Source organism: Pseudomonas sp. NFR16 (assembly GCF_900108875.1).
Classification (GTDB): Bacteria; Pseudomonadota; Gammaproteobacteria; order Pseudomonadales; family Pseudomonadaceae; genus Aquipseudomonas.
The window spans coordinates 516,599-537,253 of sequence record NZ_FNYJ01000005.1; the positions used below are offsets into that span (position 1 = coordinate 516,599).

Below are 20,655 nucleotides of genomic sequence, written 5' to 3' on the forward strand. Positions count from 1 at the left end.
GCTTAGTTGGTTTTGGCCGGATCAGGCGAGCTCTCAGCTGGCGATTTGTCATCGGTTTTCTGTGTGCCGGAATCCGCCGGGCCGGTGTCATCCGCGCCCGGTTTCAGGCCCGCTGGCGTGATTCTCTTGCGAGTGACTGCAGGCTGGTCTGTGTCGGTCACTTCAAAGCGCAATACCCCGATCATCTGGCCATCCTCGGTCAGCACACGCACCTGCCACTTGCCCAGTACATCAGGGGGAAAGTTCTGTTTGTGGGTCCAGGCCCGATAGCCTTCCTTACGTCCGCCATGAATGTCTAGAGCAATTCGATCGACCTCTTCGCCGTTATGCCGCCAGACATGGTAAATGCGCTCGTCCAGCCCACGCGGCGCGTTGATCGAGGTGTAAGCGTACAGGCCGGCGCTGCGCAGTTGATTGACGCCGATCTCCTGAATGCTCTCGCCCGGCGTCCGGTTCTGGTTGTCGAACCGGGTGCTCACGGCGACTTCGGTCAGCCACAGCGTGGCCGGCGGCACCCACGAGCGCAGCAGCCAGCCGGCTCCACCGATGGCCAGCGTCATCAGCACCAGCCCGATTGCTCGCTTCCAGTTGTTGATCGGGAAACTTGACGCCAGGCTCGGAAAAGACAGCAGCATCGCCGTGATCAGCGAGAGCTTGTAGCTTTCGGCGGTGGTCAGGTGAAGGATGACCGGCAGCGCCGTGAGCAAGGCGGCGAACAGCGTCAGAGTGTGCAACGCCATGAACAGCCAGCGGCGCGGCGCCAGCCATTTGTAGTACAGCGGGTCGGTGATCGACACCAGCCCCGCCGCCGCCAGGATGCCGGTGAACACCAACTGACCGCTGTTCCATGTGGTGGTGACGAAGAAGAACGGCAGAACGAAGAACAGGCTTTCCTGATGAATCATCTGCGTGGCGTAGCGCAGTAAAGGCTGTGGGATCTCGCGTTTGAAAACCCTGGCGATCAATGCGACGGCGCTGTTCTCCACCATCAGCCACAACCAGCTGACCAGCATGATCACCGCAATCCACGTCGCAAGCTTGGCTTGGCGGTCCACCAGAATGAAGCTGCCGATCCCCGAGCAGAAGCCGAAGAATGCAATCACCCCCGGGTAGCGCTTGATGAACTCCAGTACGCGCTGTACGTGGGAATTCTGCATGATGGCGTTCAAGTCCGGCATTTCGGTGTTCACTTTGGCGGTAGGAAAAATCCTTGGCAGGATACCAATGATCACAGTTCACACGTGCACAGAAACCGTTTATGCCGATCGCATCGGCGCGCGATTCCCCTCTATCTGGCACATAGCGGCAGTCATCGCTGCTAGCACCGAGTGTCAGACCAACCCGCCATACGGTTCTGCTGCCGCTGCGCGTCAGATCGCGGGCAAGCGCGCTCCTAAATTGACTGAAGGACCTGGACTCATCTCAGTCCGTCAGAGCGGGCGTCTTTTGTAGACCCGCCAGCGCCAGAAAAGCACGACTGCAATCAGCGCCAGTAACGCCATCCCGATCTCATACAGTTGGTCGTAGCCGATCAACGGCTCTTCAATGCGCAAGTATCCAGGCTGGCTTAGCAGCTGGCGCATTGCACGATTCGCCAGATCCAGACTTACACCGCGGGTACGTTTGGCCGGATCTTCGAAACGGCCGTCGTCGTAGTCGTTCAGGGCGCCCCAGTAGTAATCCGCCAGCGCACTGTTGCCCTGCACCGCCCAGGCCTGCTTGGCAATGGACGCCTGTTGCAGACGAGCGAAGGTCGCCGGGTCCATGCCTTCTTTGCGTAACCGCGCCAGCATCGATCGCACGGCCGCTACCGCAGAGGCGACGTCGTCCCGCGACAGATCAGCATTGAGGCTGAGAAATCCGGTATCCCCGAACGCCTCACGATCGGTCCACGGGCCATACGAATAGCCCTTGTCCAGACGCAACTCGCTGTACAGCGCCCAATCCAGATAGGACTTCACCAGATCCCAGGTTTCATCGTGCTGCTCGCCTAGATCCGGCTCGGTGAAGAACAGATGCAGCTTGGCCCCGTCACCCAGCGCGCCGCGCACCAGCGTGCGTTCGGGTTCAGCCTTTTCGGACATCGTCAGCAACGGAGGATGTTCGGTGGGGTCAACGGCATTCAGCTGGCCGAACGTGCGCTCCAGATAGGCTGGCAGCAATTTATCCAGATCGCCCACGATGATCAGCGTCATGTTGTTGGACGCGTACCAGTTGTCGTGGATGTTTTCGATCTGTTCGACGGTGAGGTGATCCAGCTCAGGCCGCTCCGGGCACTTGAGGCCCAGCTCGACGGCCAGTTGATTGCTGGCGCTGTGGCCCAGGTCACGTTTATCCAGCCAGCGCTGCAGATGTGAATAGTGGCCGCCGTCCTCGCGCTCGACGATCCGCTTGGCGGTATCCACGTTGGCCTGATTCACCTGCGTGTGGGTCAGCACGTTGAGCAGCAGGTCCAGCACCTTGCGCTGATTCTGCGCCGGCGCTTCGATCACGAATGTGGTGTCGGTGTTGCTGGTAAACGCATTCCACTCCCCGCCCAGGGCCTGCATCTGCTGCTCAAGCCCGCCCTCGCCGCTGCTGTCGATGCCGCTGAACAACACGTGCTCAAGCAGGTGCGGCAATTCTTTGTCTTCACATTTGAAATCATCGAAGCCGACGCCTACGACAAGGCGGATAGACACGTGGCCTTTTTCAGCGGGCTTGAGCAGTAACTGCAAACCGTTGGGCAATACGTAGCCTTCCACCTGGAAGCGGTCGATGGCCATAGAGGTGAGGGATGTCAGACACAAACAAATGAACAGCAGGCAACGCATAAAAACGGGCTTCCTTGCGGGCCGGTATGTGTAACAGACTTCGGTCTGGCCCCTGCGTTCACCTCGATTATTCGGGCTGGCTCTCACTGGAGAGTGCGCCGGTGTCACTCGTTTCCAGCACGGCGTAGGCGCTGCTGCAGAACAGCGAGTTAAGCCGCTTCATGTCGGCGATCAGCTCAAGGTGCAAGGAACTGGTCTCGATACTCTGCACGATTTTACGTTGCAGTCTGCTGACATGGGCGTGCGCCAGACGCCGTTCCTGTGCCCGGAAACGACGTTTCTCCCGCAATAGCTGGCGAGCGCTTTCCGGATCTCCGCTGAGAAAGACCGACAGGCCCAGGCGGAGGTTGGCGATCAGTTGCTCATGCAGGCCGGAAAGTTCTTCCAGACCCACGTCGGAAAACGACCTGCGCTGGGCGGTTTTCTGCTGTTGAACCTTGCGCAACATGCGTTCGATCAGACCGCTGGCGAGTTCGAGGTTGATTGAAAGCTCGATGATTTCTGCCCAGCGGCGGTTGTCCTGATCGCTCAGATCCTCGCGCGGCATCTGTGCCAGATACAACTTGATCGCGTTGTAGAGCACTTCGATATCGTCGTTCAGCCGGCGCACTTCCTGTGTCACGGCCGTCTGGTTGCCTCGCAACACTTCCTGCATGGCGTTGAGCATGCTGTCGAGCAGATCGCCCATGCGCAACGTCTCGCGAACGGCATTGGCCAGCGCCAGACTGGGTGTCGAGAGTGCCGTCAGGTCCAGATGGCGTGGCTTGGTCTGACCGTTGACCTCAGCCTGTTGCGGCAGAAGCGAGGCGCACAGGCGACCCATCGGTCCTACCGTCGGCAGCATGATCAGGCACCGCAGCGAGTTGTAGATCACGTGGAAGCTGATCACCAGACTCGACGGGCTGACGTTCAGCGAGTCCATCCAGTGCACGAGCGGCGTCAGGACCGGAACGATCAGCAGCAACCCGATCAGCTTGTACAATAAGCTGCCCAGTGCCACTTGGCGGCCGGCGACGTTCTGCATGCTGGTGCTGAGAAATGCCAGCAGCCCGCTGCCGATGTTGGCGCCAATGACCAGGCCGATCGCTACCGGCAGGCTGATGATTTCGGCGCCGGCCAGTGTTGCCGTCAGCAACACCGCAGCCAGGCTGGAGTAGGAAATCAGCGCGAACATCGCGCCGACCAGGGCATCGAGCAGCAGATCACCGGTGAGAGAAGCGAACAGTACCTTCACGCCGGCGGCCTGAGTGATCGGCGCCGCAGCGGTCACGATCAACTGCAAGGCGAGGATGATCAGGCCCAGACCGATGCCAACGCGACCCAGCTGGCCGATGCGAGTCTGCTTGCGCGAGAGAAAGAACACCACGCCAAGGAAAATCAGCAGCGGCGAGAGCCACGACAGGTCGAACGTCAGTATGCGAGACATGACGGCGGTACCGACGTCGGCGCCGAGCATGATGGCCAACGCCGGCGTGAGCCCCATCAGGCCCTGACCCACAAACGAGGTCACCAACATGGCAGTGGCGTTGCTGCTCTGAACCAGAGCTGTCACGAGAATCCCGGCGATGAACGCCAACGGACGTTTCGACATGTTCTGGCTGAGCACGCGTCTCAATTGTGAGCCGTAGACGCGCAGGATGCCGGTACGAACGATGTGCGTGCCCCAGATCAACAGCGCGACGGCGGAAAGCAAATCGAGCAGGGTCAGCATACGGAAAGCCCCCTGTTGTTGCCCAACGGGCAGAAGATTAAAAGTGCAGCATGTAGCGAGCGAAGGCGCCTGAACGGCTTGATTTTCAGCGCGCTCGACTAAAGCTTTAGTCGGCCTGAGGCCTTATTGCCAGCATGGCACAGACGATTATTTCTTGAAACAAATCTGTAACAAATCAAACGGTTCGAATCGCCCCAGCCGCGGCGATGACGAGACTGTGAGCCCGAGCTCGCTTCTCTCCAAGGCATGCCGCTCAATAAAAAACGGGGCATCCAATGCCCCGTTCTATCACCGCCACACGCACTGGGTGTTATTGACCCGGAACGTCCTTGCGAAGTTTCACAGGGTCCTTCATCGCCTTTTTCTTTGCCATCGCCATGCGCATCTTGATGTTGATGGCCTCTACCGCCAGCGAGAACGCCATGGCGAAGTAAACGTAGCCTTTTGGCACGTGCACATCGAACGACTCGGCGATCAGCACCGTACCCACCACGATCAGGAACGAGAGCGCGAGCATCTTGAGCGACGGGTGTTTGTCGATGAAGTCGCTGATGACGCCGGAGCACAGCATCATGATCAGCACCGCGACGATGATCGCTGCGACCATGACAGGGACATGGGAGACCATGCCGACTGCGGTGATGACGGAGTCCAGCGAGAACACGATATCGATGATGGCAATCTGAATGATGGTGTACAGGAACAGACCGCCCTTGCCTTTCGGCTCGTCGAGCTCCTCTTCTTCACCTTCCATGCCGTGGTAGATCTCCTGAGAGCTTTTCCACAACAGAAACAGACCGCCGAAGAACAGGATCAGGTCGCGGCCGGAAATGCCCTGGCCGAAGACTTCGAACAGATCATCGGTCAGGCGCATGACCCACGTGATGGACAGCAACAGCAGGATGCGCGTGATCATCGCCAGGGCCAGGCCGAAAATGCGCGTGCGAGGCTGCATGGCCTTCGGCATGCGGCTGACCAGGATCGAGATCATGATGATGTTATCGATGCCCAGCACGATTTCCAGGGCAGTCAGCGTGAAGAAAGCAACCCAGATCTCAGGGTTGGTCAGCCATTCCATTACGTTTTCCTTTGGGCTTGTATGACCCTCGCCAGCCTGTGCCGGCGAGGGCGTTCATTTGCATTTATAGACTGCTGTAGGCAGGGAAAATCCCCATCAGCAGTGCACCGATCATGATGCACACGCACACCAGCACCGCCCACTTGAGGGTGAAGCGCTGATGATCACCGAACTCGATGCCGGCAAGCGCCACCAACAGATAGGTCGACGGCACCAGTGGGCTCAGCAAGTGGACGGGCTGACCGACGATCGAGGCACGCGCCATTTCCACCGGACTGATGCCGTAATGCGCAGCAGCCTCCGAAAGCACCGGCAGGACGCCATAGTAAAACGCATCGTTGGACATGAAAAAGGTGAACGGCATGCTGACGATCGCCGTAATGACGGCCAGATACGGCCCCATCGAGTCGGGAATGACCGCAAGCAGGCTTTTCGACATCGCGTCGACCATCCCGGTGCCCGACAGGATACCCGTGAAGATACCGGCTGCGAAAATAAGCCCGACCACTGCCAGCACGCTACCGGCGTGAGCGGCAACGCGATCTTTCTGCGCTTGCAGGCAGGGATAGTTGACGATCATCGCGATACTGAACGCGATCATGAACAGCACCGGCAGCGGCAGCAGGCCCATGATCAACGCCACCATCAGCGCCAGAGTCAGCGCTGCGTTGAACCAGATCAGCTTCGGACGGCGGGCGTCCGGGAACTGCGAAACGCTGATCTCGCTGTGGTCGACCTCGTCACCCGGCAGATGCAGCTCGCCCAGACGCGCGCGCTCGCGTTTGCCGTAAAAATAGGCAATCACCAGGATCGCCACGACGCCCGCCAGCATGGCCGGGATCATCGGCACGAAAATGTCCGACGGGTCGACGTGCAGGGCGCTGGCAGCACGGGCGGTCGGGCCGCCCCACGGCGTCATGTTCATTACACCACCGGCCAGAATGATCAGCCCGGCCATGATTCGCGGGCTCATGCCCAGGCGGCTGTACAGCGGCAGCATCGCGGCGACGCAGATCATGTAGGTGGTGGCGCCATCGCCATCCAGTGACACGACCAGCGCCAGCACTGCCGTGCCGACAGAAACCTTGACCGGGTCGCCCTTCACCAGCTTGAGGATTTTGCGCACGGCCGGGTCGAACAGGCCGGAGTCGATCATCAAGGCGAAGTACAGAATGGCGAACATCAGCATCACGCCGGTCGGCGCAAGCTTGGTGATGCCCGAGAGCATCATGGGGCCGATGTCCGAGGCAAAGCCGCCGAACAGGGCAAAGACGATTGGAACAATGATCAGCGCGATTAACGCCGACAGGCGCTTGCTCATGATCAGGTACATGAAGGCGACGACCATGGCGAAGCCGAGGAAGGTCAACATAGCAATACTCCAGCGTTACGCGACGTGAAAAAGACGAGACGAGGTCATCAGCTCAGAACGAGCGGCGCGTGGAGTCGGGGGGCGAGCGAGGGGTACATCGCAGTGCAAGCAAGCATCAGAATCACCTAATTGTTGTTGTAGATGGGCCGGCGAACGTCAAAAGACGTCCGTTCTGGCTACCGGTCTTCCGCCGGCGATGACGGGATGCTAAAGGGGTAAGCTTTCAGCCAGCTTTCGCGGGTGATATGTCGCACGCTGGACAAAAAATGAAGCGATTGGCTTGAGCGGCAGTCACATCTTGAACCAAGTCGGGAGATCATCCATGAATGAGATGCACACGGGCGGCTGCCATTGCGGCAATTTGCGTTATCAGTTCGATGCGCCGCTGTCGGATATTGCCCACTGTCACTGCTCGATCTGCCGACGCACCTCCGGCGGCATCGTCGTGACCTGGATCAGCGTCCCGCTGGACGCGTTCAAGTGGTTGGCAGGCAGCCCTGCGGCTTACGATTCCGGACCGACGTGTGTGCGATATTTCTGCAATAACTGTGGCGCGCAGGTCGCCCTGTTCAGCCGCAACAGCCCGCAGACCATGGACGTCACCATCGGCACGCTCGATCATCCGGAGCTGGCGCCGGCTGCCCGGCATATCTGGACTGACAACCGCCTGCCTTGGCTGCATCTGGATGAGCACTTGCCGGGCGAGCCGGGAGAGAGGCTATAAGCGGCGGCATATCGCTGTGGATTAGCTAACGGAGAGGTTGCGGTTTTTCCGATCGTCGTTACGCTCGCCATTGGCCTCAAGCTGTCACGGCAACTCCAGTCCGCCCGCAGCTTTGTGTAGCGCGCGCAGATGTTCGCCCACCTGCTTGAGGTTTTCATCGGTGGCGGCGATCTCAGCGGCGCGATCAGGCTCCAGCAGCGCTCGCACTTCCGTGTCCAGGTCGCCGGTCAGCCGCTGCAGCTGCTTTTGCCGCTGGGTGCTTTCTTCTTCCAGCCGTTGCCACTCGCCTTGTTGCGGAAGGCCATAACCGCCGCTGCCCAGCAATTCTGCCGGGCGACTCAAGAAGCCGCTGTTTGCCAGAATGTCCTGCAACGTGCCAGTGGCTTTGGAGACGCCGTTGTCCTTTTTCTCCACTGCGCTCAGATAACGCTGCTTCACCTCATCCTGCGCGAGCAAGAGCTGGCGACGCTGAGCCGCCTGTTCCAGCAGCAGCATTGCGGCGCTGGTGCGCAGGTCGGCCTTGGCAAAGTAAGGCTGGCGCTCTTTGGCAGGCAACGTCAGCCAGTCCTCGACGGTGGTTTGCTTGACGTCCGTGGTTTTGCGCAGCACATCGAACATCGCCTGATAGCGGTCGCGATACGAGTCGAACCGGTACCCCAGGCGCAGGGCTTTCTTCTGATCGTCCAGCACACTGGTGTCGGCCAGCCCTCGCCCTTTCAACACTTCCAACAAGCCGTTAGGCATGATGCTGTCCAGGCCGATCAGACGTGGATCGTTCGTACCGCTGCGCAGTAACTTCAGATTCTCTACCGCGCAATTGTTCGACAGGAACCAGTAATTGCCGTCGTACGCCCAGTGCATTTCAGCGGCGTGTTGCACCAGCCCGTCTATTTCTTCGCGAGACAGCTTGAGTGGCACTGACGCCAGGCTGCGCAGCTCGGTCTTGGTGTATTCGTCGATGACCTGACCCAGCGGCAGCACGAAGAGCCGTGAAGGATAGGCGCCCGTCAGACCACTCCAGCTGGACAGCTGCAGGTCATTGACGAAGGCGCGATAGGACAACACCAGATGCTGATCAAGATCGAGCCGGCAATCCGGGCCACGTGGTCGGCCGGGTTTGCAGATCACCAGACGCAGCATGCTGTGACCCCAGCGACTCACCAGGTTCTGATTGGCTTCGGCCAGCAGATAGTCCACTTCATAGACGCGCTCGGGGTCGAGCTTGCCGAGCGGCTCGCGGGCAAAATCGTTGCCGGCATTCAAATACGGGTAAGACGTGGGGCAGTCATCCTTCGCAGCAGGCGCCCAGTCAAACTGCTTTTTGTAGTAGTCATACAGTGCCGGACGGCGGCAGGCGTACGCGGGATCGAGCAGAAAGTACTCCATGTTCACCGCCACGAATTCCAGCGGACTGCTGATTTCGTAGATATCCGGGCTCCGAGCGACCTGGCCGTTGCGCTCTTCGCGATCCCCTCGCCGCCCGACGTACTGTGGCCAGCCGGCCAGATCCAACAGTCGCGGATCGTCGCTGAGCGTGAAGCGCCGTTCGGTCTGTCCTCGACAACTGTCACGCAGACCGATCTTACCGACGCTGTTGCCCTGCCGCGCGCACGCAATGATCAGCTTGCGGTCCTCGGGCGACCAGAGCTGGGCGTGATCATAAATGTGGGTCAGTTCATGCAGAACCGTGGCGAGCATTTCTTCGCGCACGGTGCCGTGGGGGCGATTGGTTCGGGTGGTGGCAGCGCTGCCGTCGGTCAGCCCCGACAGCAGACGCTGATTGAGGTCCAGCCGATACGGGCCGTCTGCACGTCCATAGGCATTGGACGGCATGTCGTCGGTCCAGTGGACCTCAACCTTGCGATCCAGTTTGCTGACGAACATCGGCGGCAAAGCGGCCATTGCTTCATCCAGCAGCGCCTGGCTGGCTTTCTGTTGTGCAGCATCAAGCCCGTCGGTGTGCAGCGACAGGCTCAGGTCGGCGAAGGCGCTCGTGCAGATCAGCGAGAGTGCCGACGCCAGCAGCCAGGCGGCAACGCGCCTCACAATGCGAGAATGGCTTCAGCGAGGTCCTGATCACTTGCATTGCGGGCTTCTGGCAGACGCTCGCGCAGCGTCGCGAATGCGGCGTCCAGTCGGGCAGCGTGAATGTTGCCATTGCTGGCCACATAGCTGGCGGCATCGTCCTGGGCTTCGATCACCATTTTCCAGTTACGCACCGACGACGTGGTGTCCGAGGTGAAGTCGACGCTGCGGCCAAGCGCGCGGACAACGATGTTACTGGTGGCTTTGAGGGTTTGCGCGTGCGCGACATCGGTCAGCAACAGCAGGCCGAGGGCGGCGGCGATCAACGGGGTACGCATGGAACGGCTCCAGAATACAGAAGGTGCAAAAAGTGACTATTGGACGAGGATTGCCTGCGCCAGTTCAAGGTCGCTGGCATGAAGTTTTGGCTGGGCCTGGCGCAGATACATCAACGCCGATTCCAGCTGTGCTCCTCGCAGTTGGCCTTCACTGGCAATGAACGCTGCTGCATCGTCCTGGGCGGCAAGTATCAGTTTGTTATCGAAAGGCCCGGTCGTCACCTGGCTGGTGGCGTACCCGCTTTTGATCAGGCTTTGTGTGGTTGTGTCGAATGCTTGAGCCTGGCTGGTACACATCAGGCTGGCAGTCATCGCAATCAACAGGCGAGACAATGAACGCATGAGTCTTCGGTATCGGCAAAACAAGTCGCAAGGCTAGCGCAACACCCGGGCCAGAGCTAGTGCGAACGCTCGGGTGTGCTGGTTCGAAGCTGTCGCGATGCTGAATCAGATAGCAAGAATTGCCTGAGCCAGCTGTGCGTCGGACGCCTGCAAGCCGGGTGCGATTTCACGAATGTGCTGGAACGCGCCTTCAAGCTTCACGCCGCGGATTTCGCCCTGACTGGCCACGAAGCTGGCCGCGTCATCACGGGCAGCCAGCACAATCTTGTCATCGTGAAAGGAGGAGGAGATCTTGGAGGTTGCATTGGACGATGCATCCAACGCGCGAACGATGGTGTCAGTCGTCACGACGAAGCTGGAAGCCTGAACGCCGGTAGCCGCGATGGCGAGAACTGCAGCACTCAAAAGATGAAGGCGGGACATACGTAGACTCCAGTAAACAGATTCGATGACCGCATGAGCAAGCCTGCGCAGGCGGCGGTTAAGAAGGTGGTGCAAGACTAGCGTAACGCGCGGAGGCGGAATAGCAGGGCGAAATGCCACATGCCGTCACAGTGCAATACGGAATTGATGGACCGCACGCCAGTGAAATTGTACGGGTCTATTGAACGGATAGTTCAACTGTATGGGTTATCGCTTCAACATCGCAGCACTGGATGAAAGAACCCCTGTAAATGACAAAACCCGCCGCAGTTGCCTGCGACGGGTCTTGTTTGAACAATTCGGGTTGCTGGTGAGAGGCTCGAGGCCTGGGACCAGCAGACGCTTGCTTAGCGCCAGAACGGCTTGCTCAGCTCTTCGTAACGCTGGGATTCGCTGATACCGGCGTCGGCCAGCAGACGAGCATCCAGACGGGCCAGTTGATGGCGGCTGGACAGGCGACGCTGCCAGAGCATCAGGTTGGCGAACATGCGCAGCGGCAACGAGGCTTGAGCGGTTTTTGCGGTGTCTTCGTAGAACAGTTCGGAACTTACGGTGCGTTCCATGGTGCTTCTTCCTTCCGCTTGTGGCGGGATTAGATAGTGGCTTGATTGGTGACAATCTTCCTCTCGTTGCCTCTCTCCCTCCAGACACAGTTCACTCGTATTGTGCTGCTCCAGTTAACTGTGATCAGGCACTGTTTTGTTCGGATTTGGGGCAACTGTACAGGTGCGCACAATATTGGTGCGTTTTCTGCGCGCTAATGGTGAAAAGAGAGATTTTTGAGGGGAAAATGACCGGTACAGCAGAACAGTTTTCGAATTATTTGCGTTCAGTTCGTGGAAGGTGGCGACGAAAGGTCGTCGTCACCTCCAAACTGTTTTCTCACACGGCCAGCATGCGACCGGTTTCTTCGAGGTTCAGGTGCCAACTGAGTGCATCACGCAGTACGTGCGGCGTGTGGCCGCCGATTGCACAGGCTTTACGGAAATAGTCGTTCAACGCCTCGCGATACGCGGGGTGTACGCAGTTGTCGATGATCACTCGCGCTCGCTCGCGGGGCGCCAGACCGCGCAGGTCTGCCAGTCCAATCTCCGTCACCAGAATGTCCACATCGTGCTCGGTGTGATCCACATGGCTGACCATCGGAACCACGCTTGAAATCACGCCGCCTTTGGCAATGGACTTGGTGACAAAAATGGCAAGGTGGGCATTGCGCGCGAAGTCGCCCGAGCCGCCGATCCCGTTCATCATCCGGGTGCCACCCACGTGCGTGGAGTTGACGTTGCCGTACAGGTCGAACTCCAGGGCAGTGTTGATGCCGATGATGCCCAGGCGACGCACGACTTCAGGGTGGTTGGAAATCTCCTGAGGGCGGAGCAACAGTTTCGATCTGTACTGCTCAAGATTGTTGTAGACCGCGTCATGCTTGCGTTCGGACAGGGTCATGGAGCAGCCCGAAGCGAAGTCGAGCTTGCCCGCTTCGAACAGATCGAATGTGGAGTCCTGCAGCACTTCGGAGTACATCGCCATGCCATGGAACGGCGAGTCGATCAGGCCGGTCATGACTGCGTTGGCGATGGTGCCCACGCCTGCCTGCAGCGGCATCAGCTGGTTGGTCAGGCGATTCTGACGCACCTCGTTCTTGAAGAATTCGACCAGATGTCCGGCGATGGCCTGGGTATCGCTGTCGGCGGGCAGTACAGTTGAAGGTGAGTCAGTCTGGTCGCTGAAAACGATTCCGACGATCTTCGCAGGGTCGATCTTCACGGCCTGGCTGCCAATGCGGCTATCGGCTTTGAGTACGGGAATTGGCAGCCGAGTCGGCCGGTACGTCGGGATATAAATGTCATGGAGTCCTTCGAGCTCCAGCGGCTGAGCGATGTTGATCTCGACGATCACCTTTTCGGCCAGGATGGCGAAGCTCGCCGAGTTGCCGACCGAGGTGCTGAGCACCAGGTGGCCTTCCTCGGTGATCGCCACGCACTCGATGACCGCGATGTCGACCGCTTTGATCTGGCGATTACGCAGTTGCTCAACGGTGTCGGACAGATGCTGGTCGATGAACATGACCGTGCCGTCGTTGATAGCCTTGCGCAGCGTATTGTCTACCTGAAACGGCATGCGACGGGACAGCACACCCGCTTCAGTGAGTTGTTTGTCCAGGTCATTGCCCAGGCTGGCGCCGGTCATCAGGCTGATTTTCAGCGGCGACGCCTTGGCTCGTTCGGCGAGCGCTTTGGGCACAGCCTTGGCTTCACCTGCGCGGGTAAAGCCACTCATACCGACGGTCATGCCGTCCTTGATCAGGGAAGCGGCATCGGCCGCGCTCATTACCTTGCTGAGCAGCGAAGGCAGACGGATACGTTCACGGTGCATGATGTTCTTATCTCGGGACGAGGATGCGAGTGAGCAGTCTAGAGAGTTGGTGTTTTTTCGTCCCGCTACCAAGGTCGCATTCGAGGCCTCTAATTAGCGGGTTTCAGAGCAAAACACTTTTACGCGAGATGTAAAAAACCCCCTGCGCCAGAACGCGCCGGGGGTTCTCTGTGGAGCGGGCCAGAGCGTTTACTCGACGGCTTTGACCATGTCTTCGATGACCTTCTTGGCGTCGCCGAAGACCATCATGGTTTTGTCGAGGTAGAACAGCTCGTTGTCCAGGCCTGCATAGCCGCTGGCCATGGAGCGCTTGTTGACGATGATCGTCTTGGCCTTGAAGGCTTCCAGGATCGGCATGCCCGCGATAGGCGACTTCGGATCGTTTTTCGCAGCGGGGTTAACCACGTCGTTGGCGCCCAGCACCAGCACCACGTCGGCCTGGCCAAACTCGGAGTTGATGTCTTCCATTTCAAAGACCTGATCGTAAGGCACCTCGGCCTCGGCGAGCAGAACGTTCATGTGGCCCGGCATGCGACCTGCGACGGGGTGAATCGCGTATTTCACGGTCACGCCAGCATGGGTCAGCTTCTCGGTCAGCTCTTTGAGCGCGTGTTGAGCGCGCGCTACCGCAAGACCGTAGCCAGGAACGATGATCACCGTGTCGGCATTGGTCAGCAGGAAGGTCGCGTCATCAGCCGACCCGGATTTCACCGGGCGTGCTTCTTTCGCGCCGTCCGCGGCACCGGCATCTGCCGCTGCGCCAAAGCCGCCGCCGATCACGTTGAAGAACGAACGGTTCATCGCCTTGCACATGATGTACGACAGAATTGCGCCAGACGAACCCACCAGCGAGCCTGCGATGATCAGCATCGAGTTGTTCAGCGAAAAGCCGATACCCGCCGCTGCCCAGCCCGAGTAGCTGTTGAGCATCGACACGACCACAGGCATGTCCGCGCCCCCGATCGGGATGATCAGCAGCACGCCAATCACGAATGCCAGGATCAGCATGACGCTGAACGCAAACAGGCTGCCGGTGAACATGAAGGTCAGGCCGAAGAACAGCGTGGCCAGACCGAGAATCAGGTTCAGCTTGTGCTGTCCCGCGAACTGTACCGGTGCTCCCTGAAACAGGCGGAACTTGTATTTGCCCGACAGTTTGCCGAAGGCAATGACAGAACCGGAGAACGTGATCGCACCAATGGCCGCGCCGAGGAAAAGCTCCAGGCGGTTGCCGGTAGGAATCGAGTCGCCCAGGTGCTGAACGATACCCAGCGACTGAGGCTCGACCACGGCCGCGATGGCAATGAACACCGCCGCCAGACCGATCATGCTGTGCATGAAGGCGACCAACTCCGGCATCTTGGTCATCTCGACGCGCTTGGCCATGATCGAACCGGCCGTGCCACCGACGAGCAGACCCACGATGATGTAACCGATGCCTGCGCTGGCGCCGTCGGTGGATAACGCAGCCAGTTTGAACACCAGGCCAATCGTCGTCAGCACGGCCAGGCCCATGCCGAGCATGCCGAACAGGTTGCCGCGACGCGAAGTGGTCGGGTGCGAAAGGCCTTTGAGCGCCTGAATGAAGCAGATCGCCGAAACGAGGTACAACAGGGTGACGAGGTTCATGCTCATTACTTCGATACCTCGTCTTTCGTTTTAGGCGCTTTCTTCTTGAACATTTCCAGCATGCGGCGGGTGACCAGAAAGCCACCGAACACGTTAACGGCCGCCAGTGCGACCGCCAGGGTGCCCATGGTTTTGCCCAGCGGGGTGACGGTCAGCGCGGCAGCGAGCATGGCGCCGACGATGACGATCGCCGAAATGGCGTTGGTCACGGCCATCAGCGGGGTGTGCAGCGCAGGGGTGACGTTCCAGACCACGTGGTAGCCGACATAGATCGCCAGCACGAAGATGATCAAGTTGTAGACGCCATGAGAGATCAGCATGTCTTCCATTGTTTTTATCCTCAGCCGTTCTTGCGGACGATCTGGCCATCGCGGCACATCAGGCACGCGGCAATAATGTCGTCTTCGAGGTTGATCTCGAACTGTCCTTCCTTGGTGAAAACCAGCTTCAGGAAGTCCAGCAGGTTACGTGCATAAAGAGCAGACGCGTCTGCCGCGACCAGCGCTGGCAGGTTGGTGTGCCCCACGATCGTGACGCCGTGCTCGATCACCACCTGGTCAGCGACGGTCAGCGGGCAGTTGCCGCCTTGGGCTGCAGCAAGGTCGATGACCACCGAGCCCGGTTTCATCTGCGACACGGTTTCTGCGCTCAGCAAGACCGGCGCCTTGCGGCCCGGGATGAGCGCGGTGGTGATCACGATGTCCGCCTGCTTGGCGCGCTCGTGAACAGCCACGGCCTGGCGCTGCATCCAGCTGGCAGGCATCGGGCGCGCGTAGCCGCCGACACCGACCGCTGCTTCCCGCTCTTCATCCGTCTCGTAAGGCACATCGACGAACTTGGCCCCCAGCGATTCGATCTGCTCCTTCACTGCTGGACGCACATCGGACGCCTCGATCACCGCACCAAGACGCTTGGCAGTCGCAATCGCCTGCAAGCCAGCAACGCCCGCGCCCAGGATCAGCACGCGAGCAGCCTTTACCGTTCCGGCGGCGGTCATCAGCATCGGCATGAAGCGCGGATAGTGATGCGCGGCCAGCAGCACCGATTTGTAGCCGGCAATGTTGGCTTGCGAAGACAGGACGTCCAGGCTTTGCGCGCGCGAGGTGCGCGGTGCAGCCTCTAGGGCGAACGCAGTAATGCCGCGCTCGGCCATCTTCGCGATGATCTCGTTGTTGAAGGGGTTAAGCATCCCGATGACGACAGTGCCGGGCTTGATCAGCGCCAGTTCACTGTCGCTGGGTGCGACGACCTTGAGGATCAACTCGGCGCCGAAGGCATCATTAGCGCTGCCAGTCGATGCGCCTGCCGCTTCATAAGCGCTGTCCGTCACGCTCGCAGTAATGCCTGCGCCTGACTGGACAGTGACCTTATGACCCTGGCCAACGAGCTTCTTGATGGTTTCCGGAGTTGCAGCAACCCGAGTTTCACCGGACTGGGTTTCTAGAGGGACTCCAATGTGCACGTCAAATCTCCTGCGTGATCTTTTTATCTTTTAAAAATAGGCCAGCGCGCTGCGGATGGCGCGTCTGGGGCAGCGATCACCACGTCCCCGCCAGACAAGACGGGGGCGCGGCATTTTGCAGGGGGAAATGTGGGGCTTCAAGGAATTCTGTAACGCGACGTGTATTTAACTACAAGTCACCCTGTGACCGTTTGACGCAACAAATCGCTACAGGCCAGTGAAATAAAGGCGTTTAGCGACTTCAGACGCGCTCGAAGTTTTTTTTGTATTGATGAAAAGAATGGCTGTAAATAACGCTGAAAGCCACGTGCCATAACGCGTACAGCCCGTTTTGTATTCACAACGGAAGTGTTTCTAAAATGCGACATTGGCAGATATATGTAGTCTTTGAGTCGGGCTGACTACAGGGTCAGAAAATATCGAAATCAGCTCCTGATCAAGGCAAGGCGTAGGTTTCAGCCTGATACACAAGCCAATCGCGGAAGGCCTTTAATGACGCCGATTCGACTTTTCGCTCCGGAATCATTAGGTAGTAGGCTTTTACGCTCGCTAGCGCGTGGGCATTAGCGATCACCAAGCGCTTTTCTGCCAGCTCCCGCTGGATCAGAAAAGGTGGGATCAGCGCGACGCCCATTTCATGCATGGCCGCCTGTGCGAGCATGGAGAATAGTTCGTATCGCGGCCCTGTCATGTCTCGCGCGACGTTCAGGTCCATCGAGTTAAACCATTGCCGCCACGCGTAGGGACGCGTCGTCTGCTGCAACAACGGCATATCGGCAAGTTCGCGAGCGCTGAGCTGTGCCTTGTGGCCAAGTAATTCAGGACTACACACCGGCATCGGGTTTTCACTCATCAGCCGATGCGATTCCGTACCTGACCAGTCGGCATCTCCGAAGTAGATAGCTGCGTCGAACTCAGTGTCGGCAAACAGAAAAGGCCTGGTGCGATTGGTCAGGTTGATCGTCACGTCTGGATTTTTCTGTTGGAAATCCTTCAGCCTCGGAAGCAGCCATTGCGTACCGAAGGTCGGCACGACTGCCAGTTCGATGACATTCGCACCCTGATGCCCCATCACCGATAACGTGTCGCGCTCCACCGCGTCGAGCTGCGTGGCGACGCGTCGGCTGTAGGAAAGGCCCGCCTCTGTCAACTTGACCCCTCTGCGCGATCGTCGGAACAGCTCCACGTTAAGGAATTCTTCCAGGCTGCCTATCTGTCGGCAAATGGCGCTTTGGGTGAGGGAAAGTTCGTCAGCGGCCTTGGTGAAGCTTTCGTGGCGGGCGGCTGCTTCAAAGCTGATGAGAGCGGCGGTGGATGGGATTCTGCGGCGCATGTACGTCTACCTCACTCATCAGGACCGTAAATGGCCATTTAAATTGTTTCGGAGTGAGAAATTAGCACAACACTGTTCGAAATCGTCGTTTGCCGTCTACCGAGTCCAGGCCTAGGATCAATTCACGACTTTTCCGGCATCGTCCGGAAGCATCACTCAGCGAGGAGAACGTCATGGGCGGCAAGGCAAGCTTCAACTGGATTGATCCGCTGTTGCTGGATCAGCAGCTCACCGAAGAAGAGCGCATGGTTCGTGACAGCGCCGAGCAATTCGCCCAGGACAAGCTGGCCCCTCGCGTCCTCGAAGCGTTTCGTCACGAACAGACCGATCCGGCGATCTTTCGCGAGATGGGCGAGGTTGGTCTGTTGGGTGCGACCATCCCCGAGCAATATGGCGGCAGCGGCCTGAACTACGTCTGTTATGGCTTGATCGCGCGGGAGGTCGAGCGCATCGATTCCGGCTACAGGTCGATGATGAGCGTGCAATCCTCGCTGGTCATGGTGCCGATCAATGAGTTTGGCACTGAGGCTCAGAAGCAAAAGTATCTGCCGAAGCTGGCGTCCGGCGAATGGATCGGGTGCTTTGGCTTGACCGAGCCCAACCACGGCTCGGACCCGGGCGCGATGATCACCCGTGCCAAGACTGTCGAAGGCGGTTACCGCTTGACCGGTAGCAAGATGTGGATCACCAACAGCCCGATCGCTGACGTGTTCGTGGTGTGGGCCAAGGATGATGCTGGCGACATCCGTGGCTTCGTTCTCGAAAAGGGCTGGCAAGGCCTCAGCGCTCCGGCTATCCATGGCAAAGTCGGCCTGCGTGCGTCCATCACCGGCGAGATCGTCATGGATAACGTGTTCGTCCCAGAAGAAAACATCTTCCCCGTCGTGCGAGGTCTGAAAGGCCCGTTCACCTGTCTGAACTCCGCACGTTACGGCATTTCGTGGGGTGCGCTGGGCGCTGCTGAGTTCTGCTGGCACACCGCCCGCCAGTACACGTTGGATCGCCAGCAGTTCGGTCGTCCATTGGCAGCCAATCAGCTGATCCAGAAAAAGCTCGCTGACATGCAGACTGAGATCACACTGGCGCTGCAGGGTTGTCTGCGTCTGGGGCGCATGAAGGATGAAGGCACTGCTGCAGTCGAAATCACTTCGATCATGAAGCGCAATTCGTGTGGCAAGTCTCTGGATATCGCGCGTATGGCTCGCGACATGCTGGGCGGAAACGGTATTTCAGATGAGTTCGGCATCGCACGTCATTTGGTCAATCTTGAGGTGGTGAACACGTACGAAGGTACGCATGATGTTCACGCGCTGATTCTTGGCCGTGCGCAGACCGGCATTCAGGCCTTCTATTAAGGAGACCAGCCATGGGCGCGCTATCGCATTTGCGTGTACTGGATCTGTCCCGCGTGTTGGCCGGGCCATGGGCAGGGCAGATCCTCGCGGACCTCGGCGCTGAAGTCATCAAGATCGAGCGCCCCGGTAACGGGGACGATACGCGTGCCTGGGGGCCGCCTTTCCTGAAGGGTCCTCGCGGCGAGAACACCTCTGAGGCTGCTTATTACCTTTCTGCCAATAGGAACAAGCACTCTGTCACGGTCGACTTCACCCGTCCTGAGGGTCAGAAACTGGTGCGCGAGCTCGCAGCAAGGTCTGACATCGTCATCGAGAACTTCAAGGTCGGTGGGCTCAAGGCATACGGCCTGGATTACGCGTCGTTGCAGGCGCAGAACCCGAGGCTTATCTATTGCTCAATCACCGGCTTCGGTCAGACCGGGCCTTATGCCAAGCGTGCCGGCTACGATTTCATGATCCAGGGGCTGGGCGGGCTGATGAGTCTGACCGGACGTCCAGAGGGCGAGGACGGCGCAGGCCCCGTGAAAGTGGGCGTCGCGCTGACGGATATCCTCACCGGGTTGTATTCGACGTCGGCGATCCTTGCAGCGCTGGCGCACCGGGATCAGGGCGGCTCAGGTCAACATATTGATATGGCGCTGCTCGATGTACAGGTTGCGTGTCTGGCGAACCAAGCGATGAATTACCTGACAACCGGCACTCCTCCTCGGCGCCTCGGCAATGCTCACCCGAACATCGTGCCTTATCAGGATTTTCCTACGGCAGATGGCGATTTCATCCTAACGGTTGGCAATGACAGTCAGTTTCGCAAGTTCGCTGAGGTCGCGGGTCAGCCTCAGTGGGCAGACGACCCTCGGTTTGTCACGAACAAACAACGTGTCGCGCACCGCGCCGAGCTGATTCCCCTCATACGCCAGGCCACGGTATTCAAGACCACCGCGCAGTGGGTCGCCGCTTTGGAGCTTGCCGGCGTGCCGTGCGGCCCCATCAACGATGTGGCGCAGGTATTTGCCGATCCTCAGGTTCAGGCGCGAGGCTTGAAGGTTGAACTGCCTCATGCCCTTGGTGGTGTTGTTCCGCAGGTTGCCAGTCCTATTCGCCTGTCCGAGACGCCTGTCGAGTATCGCCGGGCTCCGCCGTTGCTCGGCGAACATACCGAAGACATCCTTACTCGAGTGTTGGGACTTCAAGAAGCGGAAGTTGCGGCGCTGCGGGAAATTGGAGTGGTGTAGCTTAAGTAATGATCGAGTGTCTGTTGCTCTCTATATAAACAGCTGCAATCACCTGAAATCACAGCTTTTTTGCCTATTTCATAGAAAATTCAAATTAGGTGTTGACGGCCCTCTCAATGTCTCTATAATTCGCCCCACTTCCGGCGCAGACGAAACGGAAAACTCCTTGAGATTCAACGAGTTAGACGAAGTAAGCAGCGTGGAGGGGCTTCGATTCAGGTCACTGAATCGGCAGCGGTGAAAAAGGTGGTTGACAGCAGATTGTAACGCTGTAGAATTCGCCTCCCGCTGACGTGAGACGCCAAGTCGAACGAAGCGCAAGTGGTTGAAGTTGCAAAGGAAACTTTGAAAACTTCTGAAAATAACCGCTTGACAGATGATGAGGACGCTGTAGAATGCGCGCCTCGGTTGAGACGAAAGGCTCTTGACCAACCGCTCTTTA

At 58.8% G+C, this 20,655-nt stretch carries 18 protein-coding genes; 3 read left to right on the top strand and 15 right to left on the bottom strand.

Features of this window, described 5'->3' with window-relative positions:
• Positions 1-2: 2 nt before the first annotated feature.
• From BMZ10_RS21080 to BMZ10_RS21100, 5 genes are all read right to left on the bottom strand, one after another.
• Positions 3-1,157 (bottom strand): DUF5924 family protein, encoded by a 1,155-nt coding sequence (locus BMZ10_RS21080; RefSeq protein WP_093466766.1) that lies wholly within the window; start codon positions 1,155-1,157, stop codon positions 3-5.
• 273 nt (positions 1,158-1,430) lie between these two features.
• Positions 1,431-2,813, bottom strand: a complete 1,383-nt coding sequence (locus BMZ10_RS21085) for a M16 family metallopeptidase (protein WP_093466698.1) — start codon at positions 2,811-2,813, stop codon at positions 1,431-1,433.
• A gap of 67 nt (positions 2,814-2,880) precedes the next feature.
• On the bottom strand, positions 2,881-4,524 hold the full coding sequence (locus BMZ10_RS21090) for a Na/Pi cotransporter family protein (RefSeq protein ID WP_093466700.1): 1,644 nt from the start codon (positions 4,522-4,524) through the stop codon (positions 2,881-2,883).
• A gap of 310 nt (positions 4,525-4,834) precedes the next feature.
• Entirely contained in the window at positions 4,835-5,602 is a 768-nt protein-coding gene (locus BMZ10_RS21095) for a TerC family protein (RefSeq protein WP_093466702.1), read from the bottom strand.
• 64 nt (positions 5,603-5,666) lie between these two features.
• Positions 5,667-6,974: a CitMHS family transporter gene (locus BMZ10_RS21100; RefSeq protein WP_093466704.1), complete on the bottom strand. Its 1,308-nt coding sequence runs from the start codon at positions 6,972-6,974 to the stop codon at positions 5,667-5,669.
• 322 nt (positions 6,975-7,296) lie between these two features.
• Between BMZ10_RS21100 and BMZ10_RS21105 the strand changes: the two genes are divergently transcribed.
• The gene (locus BMZ10_RS21105) at positions 7,297-7,698 is read left to right on the top strand and encodes a GFA family protein (RefSeq protein WP_093466706.1); all 402 of its coding nucleotides are present in this window, start codon (positions 7,297-7,299) and stop codon (positions 7,696-7,698) included.
• A gap of 84 nt (positions 7,699-7,782) precedes the next feature.
• Here the strand turns inward: BMZ10_RS21105 and BMZ10_RS21110 are convergent, their stop codons facing one another.
• The 10 genes from BMZ10_RS21110 to BMZ10_RS21155 form a co-directional block, all read right to left on the bottom strand.
• Positions 7,783-9,744, bottom strand: a complete 1,962-nt coding sequence (locus BMZ10_RS21110) for a DUF7844 domain-containing protein (RefSeq protein WP_093466708.1) — start codon at positions 9,742-9,744, stop codon at positions 7,783-7,785.
• The gene (locus BMZ10_RS21115) at positions 9,741-10,061 is read right to left on the bottom strand and encodes a DUF2388 domain-containing protein (protein ID WP_093466710.1); all 321 of its coding nucleotides are present in this window, start codon (positions 10,059-10,061) and stop codon (positions 9,741-9,743) included. Before BMZ10_RS21115 ends, BMZ10_RS21110 begins: the two co-directional genes overlap by 4 nt.
• Positions 10,062-10,097: 36 nt before the next feature.
• The gene (locus BMZ10_RS21120; RefSeq protein ID WP_093466712.1) at positions 10,098-10,403 is read right to left on the bottom strand and encodes a DUF2388 domain-containing protein; all 306 of its coding nucleotides are present in this window, start codon (positions 10,401-10,403) and stop codon (positions 10,098-10,100) included.
• A gap of 105 nt (positions 10,404-10,508) precedes the next feature.
• The gene (locus BMZ10_RS21125; protein WP_093466714.1) at positions 10,509-10,826 is read right to left on the bottom strand and encodes a DUF2388 domain-containing protein; all 318 of its coding nucleotides are present in this window, start codon (positions 10,824-10,826) and stop codon (positions 10,509-10,511) included.
• Positions 10,827-11,173: 347 nt separating this feature from the next.
• Positions 11,174-11,389: a DUF1127 domain-containing protein gene (locus BMZ10_RS21130; RefSeq protein ID WP_093466716.1), complete on the bottom strand. Its 216-nt coding sequence runs from the start codon at positions 11,387-11,389 to the stop codon at positions 11,174-11,176.
• A gap of 319 nt (positions 11,390-11,708) precedes the next feature.
• Positions 11,709-13,202: an acetyl-CoA hydrolase/transferase family protein gene (locus tag BMZ10_RS21135; RefSeq protein ID WP_093466718.1), complete on the bottom strand. Its 1,494-nt coding sequence runs from the start codon at positions 13,200-13,202 to the stop codon at positions 11,709-11,711.
• A gap of 189 nt (positions 13,203-13,391) precedes the next feature.
• Positions 13,392-14,837, bottom strand: a complete 1,446-nt coding sequence (locus BMZ10_RS21140; protein WP_093466720.1) for an NAD(P)(+) transhydrogenase (Re/Si-specific) subunit beta — start codon at positions 14,835-14,837, stop codon at positions 13,392-13,394.
• On the bottom strand, positions 14,837-15,160 hold the full coding sequence (locus BMZ10_RS21145) for an NAD(P) transhydrogenase subunit alpha part 2 (RefSeq protein ID WP_093466722.1): 324 nt from the start codon (positions 15,158-15,160) through the stop codon (positions 14,837-14,839). The genes BMZ10_RS21140 and BMZ10_RS21145 overlap by 1 nt, the downstream gene beginning before the upstream one ends.
• A gap of 11 nt (positions 15,161-15,171) precedes the next feature.
• Positions 15,172-16,293, bottom strand: coding sequence for a Re/Si-specific NAD(P)(+) transhydrogenase subunit alpha (locus BMZ10_RS21150; protein ID WP_093466724.1), 1,122 nt, complete (start codon positions 16,291-16,293; stop codon positions 15,172-15,174).
• 436 nt (positions 16,294-16,729) lie between these two features.
• A complete protein-coding gene (locus tag BMZ10_RS21155; RefSeq protein WP_093466726.1) occupies positions 16,730-17,626 on the bottom strand; it encodes a LysR family transcriptional regulator in 897 nt (298 codons plus the stop codon).
• A 173-nt stretch (positions 17,627-17,799) separates the two neighbouring features.
• On the opposite strand from BMZ10_RS21155, the gene BMZ10_RS21160 reads away from it, so the two are divergent.
• Together BMZ10_RS21160 and BMZ10_RS21165 are read left to right on the top strand one after the other, a co-directional pair.
• Positions 17,800-18,981: an acyl-CoA dehydrogenase gene (locus BMZ10_RS21160; protein ID WP_093466728.1), complete on the top strand. Its 1,182-nt coding sequence runs from the start codon at positions 17,800-17,802 to the stop codon at positions 18,979-18,981.
• Positions 18,982-18,992: 11 nt separating this feature from the next.
• The gene (locus BMZ10_RS21165) at positions 18,993-20,213 is read left to right on the top strand and encodes a CaiB/BaiF CoA transferase family protein (protein ID WP_093466730.1); all 1,221 of its coding nucleotides are present in this window, start codon (positions 18,993-18,995) and stop codon (positions 20,211-20,213) included.
• Positions 20,214-20,655 lie beyond the last annotated feature (442 nt).

What these genes read in the sequence shown, in the direction of transcription:
- BMZ10_RS21080 (WP_093466766.1), bottom strand. Translation starts at nt 1,157, where the DNA reads ATGCAGAATTCCCACGTACAGCGCGTACTGGAGTTCATCAAGCGCTAC.
- BMZ10_RS21140 (WP_093466720.1), bottom strand. Translation starts at nt 14,837, where the DNA reads ATGAGCATGAACCTCGTCACCCTGTTGTACCTCGTTTCGGCGATCTGC.
- BMZ10_RS21115 (WP_093466710.1), bottom strand. Translation starts at nt 10,061, where the DNA reads ATGCGTACCCCGTTGATCGCCGCCGCCCTCGGCCTGCTGTTGCTGACC.
- BMZ10_RS21100 (WP_093466704.1), bottom strand. Translation starts at nt 6,974, where the DNA reads ATGTTGACCTTCCTCGGCTTCGCCATGGTCGTCGCCTTCATGTACCTG.
- BMZ10_RS21095 (WP_093466702.1), bottom strand. Translation starts at nt 5,602, where the DNA reads ATGGAATGGCTGACCAACCCTGAGATCTGGGTTGCTTTCTTCACGCTG.
- BMZ10_RS21105 (WP_093466706.1), top strand. Translation starts at nt 7,297, where the DNA reads ATGAATGAGATGCACACGGGCGGCTGCCATTGCGGCAATTTGCGTTAT.
- BMZ10_RS21125 (WP_093466714.1), bottom strand. Translation starts at nt 10,826, where the DNA reads ATGTCCCGCCTTCATCTTTTGAGTGCTGCAGTTCTCGCCATCGCGGCT.
- BMZ10_RS21120 (WP_093466712.1), bottom strand. Translation starts at nt 10,403, where the DNA reads ATGCGTTCATTGTCTCGCCTGTTGATTGCGATGACTGCCAGCCTGATG.
- BMZ10_RS21130 (WP_093466716.1), bottom strand. Translation starts at nt 11,389, where the DNA reads ATGGAACGCACCGTAAGTTCCGAACTGTTCTACGAAGACACCGCAAAA.
- BMZ10_RS21165 (WP_093466730.1), top strand. Translation starts at nt 18,993, where the DNA reads ATGGGCGCGCTATCGCATTTGCGTGTACTGGATCTGTCCCGCGTGTTG.
- BMZ10_RS21145 (WP_093466722.1), bottom strand. Translation starts at nt 15,160, where the DNA reads ATGGAAGACATGCTGATCTCTCATGGCGTCTACAACTTGATCATCTTC.
- BMZ10_RS21135 (WP_093466718.1), bottom strand. Translation starts at nt 13,202, where the DNA reads ATGCACCGTGAACGTATCCGTCTGCCTTCGCTGCTCAGCAAGGTAATG.
- BMZ10_RS21155 (WP_093466726.1), bottom strand. Translation starts at nt 17,626, where the DNA reads ATGCGCCGCAGAATCCCATCCACCGCCGCTCTCATCAGCTTTGAAGCA.
- BMZ10_RS21090 (WP_093466700.1), bottom strand. Translation starts at nt 4,524, where the DNA reads ATGCTGACCCTGCTCGATTTGCTTTCCGCCGTCGCGCTGTTGATCTGG.
- BMZ10_RS21160 (WP_093466728.1), top strand. Translation starts at nt 17,800, where the DNA reads ATGGGCGGCAAGGCAAGCTTCAACTGGATTGATCCGCTGTTGCTGGAT.
- BMZ10_RS21085 (WP_093466698.1), bottom strand. Translation starts at nt 2,813, where the DNA reads ATGCGTTGCCTGCTGTTCATTTGTTTGTGTCTGACATCCCTCACCTCT.